The sequence below is a fragment of the Prosthecobacter sp. genome (assembly GCF_044373815.1).
In the GTDB taxonomy this organism is placed as follows: Bacteria; Verrucomicrobiota; Verrucomicrobiia; order Verrucomicrobiales; family Verrucomicrobiaceae; genus Prosthecobacter.
Map to the genome: position 1 here is coordinate 1 of NZ_JBIPNG010000318.1, position 7,737 is coordinate 7,737.

General features: G+C 55.6%; 10 protein-coding genes. 5 read left to right on the forward strand and 5 right to left on the reverse strand.

What is annotated here, in order from left to right; genetic code table 11:
• Positions 1 to 533: CAAX prenyl protease-related protein (locus ACIREA_RS21680; RefSeq protein WP_397384446.1), on the forward strand; the 533-nt coding region annotated here is incomplete at its 5' end.
• 208 nt (positions 534 to 741) lie between these two features.
• On the opposite strand, the gene ACIREA_RS21685 is transcribed toward ACIREA_RS21680, so the two are convergent.
• Entirely contained in the window at positions 742 to 981 is a 240-nt protein-coding gene (locus ACIREA_RS21685; protein WP_397384447.1) for a hypothetical protein, read from the reverse strand.
• A gap of 695 nt (positions 982 to 1,676) precedes the next feature.
• Here ACIREA_RS21685 and ACIREA_RS21690 point away from each other — a divergent pair.
• On the forward strand, positions 1,677 to 2,177 hold the full coding sequence (locus ACIREA_RS21690; RefSeq protein ID WP_397384448.1) for a hypothetical protein: 501 nt from the start codon (positions 1,677 to 1,679) through the stop codon (positions 2,175 to 2,177).
• 874 nt (positions 2,178 to 3,051) lie between these two features.
• Positions 3,052 to 3,375, forward strand: coding sequence for a hypothetical protein (locus ACIREA_RS21695; protein WP_397384449.1), 324 nt, complete (start codon positions 3,052 to 3,054; stop codon positions 3,373 to 3,375).
• Between the two features lie 43 nt (positions 3,376 to 3,418).
• On the opposite strand, the gene ACIREA_RS21700 is transcribed toward ACIREA_RS21695, so the two are convergent.
• The 4 genes from ACIREA_RS21700 to ACIREA_RS21715 all read right to left on the reverse strand — a co-directional run bounded on the left by ACIREA_RS21700 (position 3,419) and on the right by ACIREA_RS21715 (position 6,652).
• Positions 3,419 to 3,652, reverse strand: coding sequence for a hypothetical protein (locus ACIREA_RS21700; protein WP_397384450.1), 234 nt, complete (start codon positions 3,650 to 3,652; stop codon positions 3,419 to 3,421).
• A gap of 37 nt (positions 3,653 to 3,689) precedes the next feature.
• Positions 3,690 to 4,145 (reverse strand): hypothetical protein, encoded by a 456-nt coding sequence (locus ACIREA_RS21705; protein WP_397384451.1) that lies wholly within the window; start codon positions 4,143 to 4,145, stop codon positions 3,690 to 3,692.
• Between the two features lie 72 nt (positions 4,146 to 4,217).
• Entirely contained in the window at positions 4,218 to 5,255 is a 1,038-nt protein-coding gene (gene lpxD / locus ACIREA_RS21710; RefSeq protein WP_397384452.1) for a UDP-3-O-(3-hydroxymyristoyl)glucosamine N-acyltransferase, read from the reverse strand.
• Positions 5,256 to 5,329: 74 nt separating this feature from the next.
• Entirely contained in the window at positions 5,330 to 6,652 is a 1,323-nt protein-coding gene (locus tag ACIREA_RS21715) for a homoserine dehydrogenase (protein ID WP_397384453.1), read from the reverse strand.
• Positions 6,653 to 6,857: 205 nt separating this feature from the next.
• Between ACIREA_RS21715 and ACIREA_RS21720 the strand changes: the two genes are divergently transcribed.
• A complete protein-coding gene (locus tag ACIREA_RS21720; RefSeq protein WP_397384454.1) occupies positions 6,858 to 7,097 on the forward strand; it encodes a PEP-CTERM sorting domain-containing protein in 240 nt (79 codons plus the stop codon).
• A 69-nt stretch (positions 7,098 to 7,166) separates the two neighbouring features.
• Positions 7,167 to 7,737 (forward strand): gamma-glutamyltransferase (locus ACIREA_RS21725; protein WP_397384455.1); only part of this gene is annotated, 571 nt, incomplete at its 3' end.

Below are 7,737 nucleotides of genomic sequence, written 5' to 3' on the forward strand. Positions count from 1 at the left end.
GGAGAGGTTTTGGGATGGCGTTTATACTGGGGCTGGTTGGAATTGCCGTGTGGGTGGCTCCGTCGGTGCTGCGTGAGAGCTTGATCCATGAGGGGCATGAACCGGCAGCTTGGTGGAACTGGCTGGGACTTGCGGAACGCAAGGAAGGGTTTGATCCGATGATCGCGCAGGAGTCACCGCTGTGGTTCGGCCTGGTGGTGGGCATGCGCTTTGCACGCATGGTGCTGGTGGTGCCGCTGGTGGAGGAGCTGTTCTGGCGTGGGTTTTTAATGCGCTTTTTGATGACGGAGGATGGTCGGTTTGAGCGTGTGGCCTTTGGCACGCATCGGTGGAAGGTGTTTTGGATCGTCACGCTCGCGGTGATGCTGATTCACAACACGGAGGATTATTGCGGGGCCTTCGTGTGGGGAGCGCTGATGTACTTCGTGGCGGTGCGGACGAAGAGTCTGGGCGCGTGTGTGTTCATGCACGCGGTGGGGAATCTGGCACTGGGTCTTTATGTGATGAAGACGCAGCAGTGGGGATTTTGGTGACTGGGGAATGGCGCGCGGTTAGCCGAGTGCTATTCTTGCCAGTCATTTTTTTGTTCGGCTGATTGGTGCTTGAGAGCTTGTGCACGCGCCGAAGGTGCCGGGCAGATGATAAGACCAAAACATTGTTAACCAATGTTTTGGACCAGATGCACCTGTAAAACGCCTGGCAACTTATTGGATGGGCGGCGTGTGCTGGGTGACGAAGCCCTTACCGCATTAACTGCGCCTCTCTCTTGGAAGCGGCGAACTTCCAGACGGCGTGAGCGATCATGAGGCTGCAGGCGCCGCTGCCGAACTTCGCCGATTCGTAGGAGTCGCCGGGATCGACGGGGCCTGCGGGCTTGGTGAGGTAGCTCCCCGCATCCAGACGGGGGTCGAAGCGTGTGACGCGAGCGATGCCACCCTTGCGGCTTTCCCAGCCGTTCTTGAGGGCAAAGCAGGTGCGCATGGTGCAGGCTTCGGCGTAAAAAATGACACGTAAAAGATGACAGGCATGAATGGCACTTAATTAAGGGAGGGCTTCGTGGATTTCGAGGGCTAGAGGGAGCAACGGGTACGCGGCGCAGTTCCATGCAGGCGCTGCTGGTGAACTTGGTGTGTTACGAGTGCGCTGGGTTTGCTTCCCGGCATTGCTGGCGGTAACCCAGGGCGGCGCTCGCTGAGGCTCGCTTGCCCTGGGCTAAATTATGCCGCCCTTTCAGGGCTCAAGAAGACCGAGACAGGAAGGCCGCAAAGGTACGAAACTGCGTCTTAATCAAGTGCCATTCATGACAGGCATTTAGTTCAAAATATTGTTAACCCATGTTTTGGACCAGACTTCCCTATAAAATGCCTGGCAAGAATGGCACTCGGTTAAGGACGATGTTCGTGAGTTTTGGGACATGCTGAACGAACTAAGCATGGCGGAGCGAATGGCAGACGCTGCTGGTGGGCGCAGTATGCGGCGGGGTGCTGGGTTTGCTTCCTGGACTTGATGCCGAAAACCCAGGGAAGCACTCGCCAAGGCTCGGCATCCCTGGGCTCAAATACGCAACACCGTTGGTGTTGAAGAATACTGATGAAGGAAGGGCACAAACGGTCGATACTTCACCTTAACCGAGTGCCATTCATGCCTGGCAACTTATTTGGCCCATGTAGATTCCCATGAAACACAAACTGATTTTCGCAATTTTGGCGATCTTGATATGCTTGATCGTTTGGTTCTTGAATTCCCAATTAACTTACCATGATCGTTTAAGCCAGTTGGCTTCTGCTAGAAAGGAAGTGGGTATGCGGCCTGTCGATCCTTCATGGAGAATGGTTCTTCACAGTAACAGCCAAATCGACTGGCTTTATAGCGATGAAAGAGGTGGCGGACTCGCGAAGATTACAAACTTTCACTCGAGCTGGCCTGTCTGGGAAGAAGATTATTATCACACAGGTCGATCTTTCAGATCCGCCGACGGCGATGCGATAGACTTCGAGCAAATAACAGTGCATTATGACTTCTCAAGTCATCTTTGTGCGGTGCGTGCCATTACCGATAGAGCTGAGGTTGAGTCTATGATTTCACCCGAATTGGAGGAAGTTGGGTTACCCATTGATCAAGCGCTGGCTGTTGTACGGCAGATACTTGAAAAGATCACACCATTATCCAGCAAATGACCCTGTGCATTCATGGAAAAAAGATGCCAGGCATGAATGGCACTCGGTTAAGGACGTTGATCGTGAGTTTTTGGACCTGACGGAACGCTCTGAGTGTGGCGGAACTCTTTGCAGACGCTGCTGGTGGGTGTTGTATGTTGCGGCGCGTTGGGTTTGCTTCCCGATGCTGATGCCAGGACCCAGGGGAGCACTCGCTAAAGCTCGGCACCCCTGGGCTATATTACGCAGCCCTTTCAGGGCTGGTGTGTGGCGACGCGTAGTGGCGAAAGAGGGAGGCATCTTGGCAAAAAACGCAGAGTTCCCGGTATTATGGAACCAACGAAAAGCTGCCTTAACCGAGTGTCGTTCATTTTACAGGTCTGCCTGGCAGTGTTTTGGCCAAGCATTCCATAGAGCGCACTGAAGCCTCCGATATGGAGTGAGGTCGCGGAGTGAGGCACGAACGTAGCTACCGCTTTCGCAGGCTGGACGGCGGTCTGTGGACAAAGAACGTTCTTCACCCCGCGAAAGCGGTAGCTCCGATGCAGGCTTGCACCGTGCATCTTCGCGACCGCATTGATTCGCTCCGCTCACCCTTTCAGGGCAGCCTGCGGCTGTCTATCTTCGCTGCGCTTTGGTTCCAAAAGCACGGCTTGCTGAATTGGCCAAGCTTCCCCAACTCACGATGCATGCGCTTAACCGAGTGCCATTCATGCCTGGCAACTTATTATGATGATGTTACAGAACCAGGCAGGGGTCATGTCCAGATAGGGTTAATTTACGGCCCGAGATTGGCAAAAGTAATTTTTTTGGGGAAAAACAAATGAGATCAATACGTTACATCGCAATTTTTATTCCAGCATTCCTGCTTTCCTGCGCTAATGTTCGTGTGGAAATGGCTGCTAGTCTTCCCGTGCTGACCTCGACGGAAGTGGTTCGAAATCGGGATAATTATTTTGGGCGGATGGTTCAAATCAGAGGACATCTTAGCCATGTTGGCGATTATTGGGAGCTGGACAATCTTATAGAACTAAAGCCATCTTACTTGGAGATGCTGAAAATCCGAAATATTGGCGACGAAATCGTTGTTCGAGGCTATTTTCGCAAGGATGGGAGTCAGCGTGGCCATCCCTACAAGCTTGATTCAGCCTTTTATACACAATTTAATGATTTAGCACAATCAAGCACACTAGCTCCAACAAGGAAATGGGAAAAATGAACCCAGGAAAAGAGAAAAGATGCCAGTCATGAATGGCACTCGGTTAAGCGGCAACACGGTAGCGATCACGGTGGAGGATTTCTTTGAACTTGTGACGTGGTGAGGTGAGCAGTTGATAGGTTTTTGGACGTCGTTTTTGTGCTCTCGGTTCTCTGCGTCCTGGCCGCAGCGTGTTGCGCACGCTGGCAATGGCTTCGAGCAGTTCAGCGCGCCAGCAGGCCAGCTTGCGCGGTCGGTCATGACAGGCGGCTGCCTGCGGGAGCCACTGTCGCAGCATGTGCGCCAATGACTTGAAGGTTCAGCGGATGAACATCTCAAGGTTCAGGAATCAAATCTGGATTTTTTTCTGGCATCACAAACGGATTTTTTGCCAGCCAGTCTGTGCCGAGGCTTTCATGCCATAACATCCTCCAACCATCATCGACGCGGGCATCCAAGAAGATTCTGCGGAGTTGAATCCTCGCGCCCCGGGCTTTCAGCACTTTCAGACTTTCGCAGAAGCAAAACTTCAGGATGTCCACGTCCTCAAGGGACCCTTTTGGATCCTCGGTGCTTGCATCTGACCAGTCTCTGCAGGTCATGACCAGATGGTAAATTTGTGGATCGCTAAACTTCTCCGCGATTTCGTGCTGCAACTGCCCGGGACTCTTGTCATTTCGCTGCAATACTTGCACAAGGAATACTGTCAGCCGCTCCAAGTCCCGCGATTTGGGGGAGTGGCGTCGTCCTGAAAAATGACTGAAACATGCCCACACGGAAAGTGCTGCCATGGCAATCAGCGCTATGCGGCTCAGGTTCACTGCACGAGAATCCTACCAGAAGTTGAGGATTGCGAATGGTTATCAGGCTGACTTGCCGCCGGCAATTTGGGCGGCGAGTTCCTTCACGCGTGCGACGAGCTGGGGGAGGCGGTTGATGCCGGCGAGGCGGCGTTTTTCTTCGCCCACGGGGATGGCGGGAAAGCCGAGATAGGTCTGGCCGCCGGGCAGGTCGCGGGTGACGCCGCAGCGTGCGGCGAGGGTGCTCTGTGAACCGACATGCACATGGCCTGCGATGCCGACCTGGGCGGCAATGACGACGTAATCTCCAATGATGGCACTGCCGGCAATGGCGGTGCAGGCGACGACGATGCAGTGTTTGCCGATGACGACGTTGTGACCGATCTGCACGAGGTTGTCGATCTTGGTCCCCTCCCCGATCCAGGTGCGGCCAAAACGGGCGCGATCGATGGTGCTGCCTGCGCCGATTTCCACGTCGTTGTCGATCTGAACGATGCCGGCCTGACGCACTTTGCGATGGCGGCCCTGACCAAATTCATAGCCGAAGCCATCGGCACCGATGACGGCACCGGAATGGAGGTACACGTTTTCTCCCAAAATGCATTCGGCATGCACGGTGGAGTTTGCATGAAGGCGGGAACCTTTGCCGATGATGACATTGCGCCCAACAAAACAACCGGGGCCGACCTCCACTTCATCACCGAGTTCCACACCCGATTCGATGACGGCATTGGGCCCAATGCACACTTGAGCGGGATCAAATTTGACACCGTCAGCGACAACTGCGGATGGATGTACTCCGGGCGCAAAGGGGGCGGGCTGGAAGCCATAAGTTTCCACGATCTTTTCAAAGGAGCGGGAAGGGTCAGAGACTTCGATGCAGGAGGCGTTTGGCGGAAACTCCTTCCAGCCGAGGGGCACGAGGATGGCGCTGGCCTTCGTGTTCACCAGCCTCTCGTTGTAGCGTGGGTCATGAAAGAAACTCAGATCGCCGGGAAGGGCTTCTTTCAAGGATGCAAAGCCTGTGATCTGCCCGGCGGGATCACCGCACAATACAGTCCCCCCGACGAGGGTTGCGAGATTGGAGAGCGCGATTTTCATGAAAGGTATCTTCTCATTTATAGAGCTGCATTCCACGCCAATTTTGACTGGCGTTAGATTTGCCGATCCAACCACTAGCCCTGCAAAGTTTCCACGCGCATCCAGCTTGGAGCGCAGCGCACACACTTGAGCTGACTGATGGCGGTGAGCGCCGACTTAATGTCTCCCAAGCGTGCATCGTGAATCATGAGCACGAGTGAGGTTTCGCCACTGGTGTCTTCGAGATCTTCCGGCTGGATCATGGAGGAAATGCCAATCCCACGTTCGCCAAGTGCTGTGGCGACTTGAGCTAGCACACCCGGAACGTCGTCAACGGTCAGCCGCAGGTAATAGTGCGAGACGGTGTCATCCACGGGCTTCGATTTGCCGTAGAGACCATGCGGCACGAAACCGCTGTGGCGTGCTCCGTGCATCAAAACGGCGGCGGCTTCGCAGAGATCGCTGATGACGCTGCTGCTGGTCGGGTCCTGACCGGCGCCGCGACCGTAGAACAGGGTCTCGCCCACGACATCTCCATTCACGAGCACCGCGTTGAAGGCACCGCTGACATTGGCCAGCACATGGGAGAGCGGCACCAGAGAGGGCTGGGTGCGAACTTCGACGAGGCCGTTTTCGTCTGCACGGATGACGGAAAGGAGCTTGATGGTGTAGCCGAGGCGTTCGGCAAAGCGGAAATCGGTGATGTTCACGCGGTCCACGCCTTCGACGTGGACCTTGTCCTGCGGAATCCAGAATCCGTAGCTGAGGGAGGCGAGAATGATGGCCTTGTGGGCGGCATCCCAGCCGCTGACATCCAGCGTGGGATCTGCCTCGGCATAGCCTTTGTCCTGAGCCTCCTGCAAAGCATCTGCATAGCTGAGACCGGCATGCGACATCCGGGTGAGGATGTAATTGCAGGTGCCGTTGATGATGCCGTGAATGGAGCGGATATGATTTCCCACCAGCCCCTCCTGCAGGACCTGAATGATGGGAATCCCGCCTGCGACCGCCGCCTCAAAGTAAATCGGCACACCGCATTCCTCGGCCAGGGCGAACAATTCTTTGCCGCGCTCCGCGAGCAGGGCCTTGTTTCCGGTGACGACGATCTTTTTGGCCCGCAAGGCGGCGGCCACCAGATCATAGGCGGTGGTCGTGCCACCGATGAGTTCAACGATGACTGGAATGGCAGGATCATTGACCAGAACCTTCCAGTCTGTGGTGAGCAATTCCGCAGGCACCTCAATATCCCGCGGACGGGAGAGATCACGAACGGCTATTTTGGAGACATGAAGTTCGGCACCGATGCGCTGACCGATCAGGGAGCGATTCTTTTGGAGATTCTTGAACACTCCAGCCCCCACATTGCCTAAACCGGCCAAGCCTATGTTGATGACACGCGGAGAACTGACGTTGGACATGATGGATAAGATGCCGGAATTGGGGGGCCGTAGTCATGGCGGAGGCACAGGGTGCGCGCAAGCAAGAAGGCGTGCATTGAGAAACCCGGCAAAAATCTTACTCATCACCGAGCAAAGGGCTGAAACAGAGACTTGTGGATCAATTTCGGAACAAAAAAAACCTTGTTCGAACCGGGGGGGACCTGATAAAGATTATTTTAAATTCATGTCCCTCCGTTCCTTTAGTTACTGGTTAGCCTGCTGCATAGCTGCGGCCATGGCTGTGGGGGCGACGGAACCTGAAAAGGCTGGAACGCCGGATCTTACTCTGCCGGGAACCGCCATCAGCAGTGTGATCTCGGTGCCAGAACCCAGCCGGGCATTGCTGCTGTTTGCAGGAATCATGGCCATGGCTTTCACCTACCGCCACGCATGGCTGAGCTGGAAGCGCAGTGCGCAGTCCTGAAGCCTGCCCATCTGATTTGGCGTGCCTTTTTGATTCGACGCATCCGCTGCCGCGGCTAGCATTCGTGGTATGAAAGTCCTGGCCGCCCTTGTCCTGCTCTCCTCCTCGGTTTTGGTTGCTGCAGATGCCGCCTTTCCGAAACACGCCATCGCGACCGTGCACCCACTGGCGACTGAGGCGGGCCAACAAGCCTTTGAAAAGGGTGGGAATGCCATTGATGCGGCCATTGCGGCTGGACTGACGCTGGGCGTGGTGGATGGGCACAACTCCGGCATCGGCGGGGGCTGCTTCTTTGTCATTCATGCGGCAGATGGCACGGTGACGTGCATCGATGGCCGTGAAATGGCTCCCGCCAAGGCGCAGCGCGACATGTATTTGATCAATGGCAAAGTGGACGATGAAGCCAGCAAGACGGGTGCGCTGGCCTCCGGGGTTCCGGGTTATCTGAAGGCCTGCGCAGCGGCCCAAGTGAAGCACGGCAAACTCAAGCTGGCCGATGCGCTGCTGCCAGCCGCTGAGATTGCGGAAAAGGGGTTCGAGATTGATGCGGTGTATGCGCGCAAGCTCGCGGCTACGGCGGCCAAACTCGCGAAGTTCCCGTCCTCAGCGGCCATCTTCCTCAAAGATGGCAAGCCGCTGG

What these genes read in the sequence shown, in the direction of transcription:
- ACIREA_RS21685 (WP_397384447.1), bottom strand. Translation starts at nt 981, where the DNA reads ATGCGCACCTGCTTTGCCCTCAAGAACGGCTGGGAAAGCCGCAAGGGT.
- ACIREA_RS21690 (WP_397384448.1), top strand. Translation starts at nt 1,677, where the DNA reads ATGAAACACAAACTGATTTTCGCAATTTTGGCGATCTTGATATGCTTG.
- ACIREA_RS21695 (WP_397384449.1), top strand. Translation starts at nt 3,052, where the DNA reads ATGGCTGCTAGTCTTCCCGTGCTGACCTCGACGGAAGTGGTTCGAAAT.
- ACIREA_RS21700 (WP_397384450.1), bottom strand. Translation starts at nt 3,652, where the DNA reads ATGCTGCGACAGTGGCTCCCGCAGGCAGCCGCCTGTCATGACCGACCG.
- ACIREA_RS21705 (WP_397384451.1), bottom strand. Translation starts at nt 4,145, where the DNA reads ATGGCAGCACTTTCCGTGTGGGCATGTTTCAGTCATTTTTCAGGACGA.
- lpxD (WP_397384452.1), bottom strand. Translation starts at nt 5,255, where the DNA reads ATGAAAATCGCGCTCTCCAATCTCGCAACCCTCGTCGGGGGGACTGTA.
- ACIREA_RS21715 (WP_397384453.1), bottom strand. Translation starts at nt 6,652, where the DNA reads ATGTCCAACGTCAGTTCTCCGCGTGTCATCAACATAGGCTTGGCCGGT.
- ACIREA_RS21720 (WP_397384454.1), top strand. Translation starts at nt 6,858, where the DNA reads ATGTCCCTCCGTTCCTTTAGTTACTGGTTAGCCTGCTGCATAGCTGCG.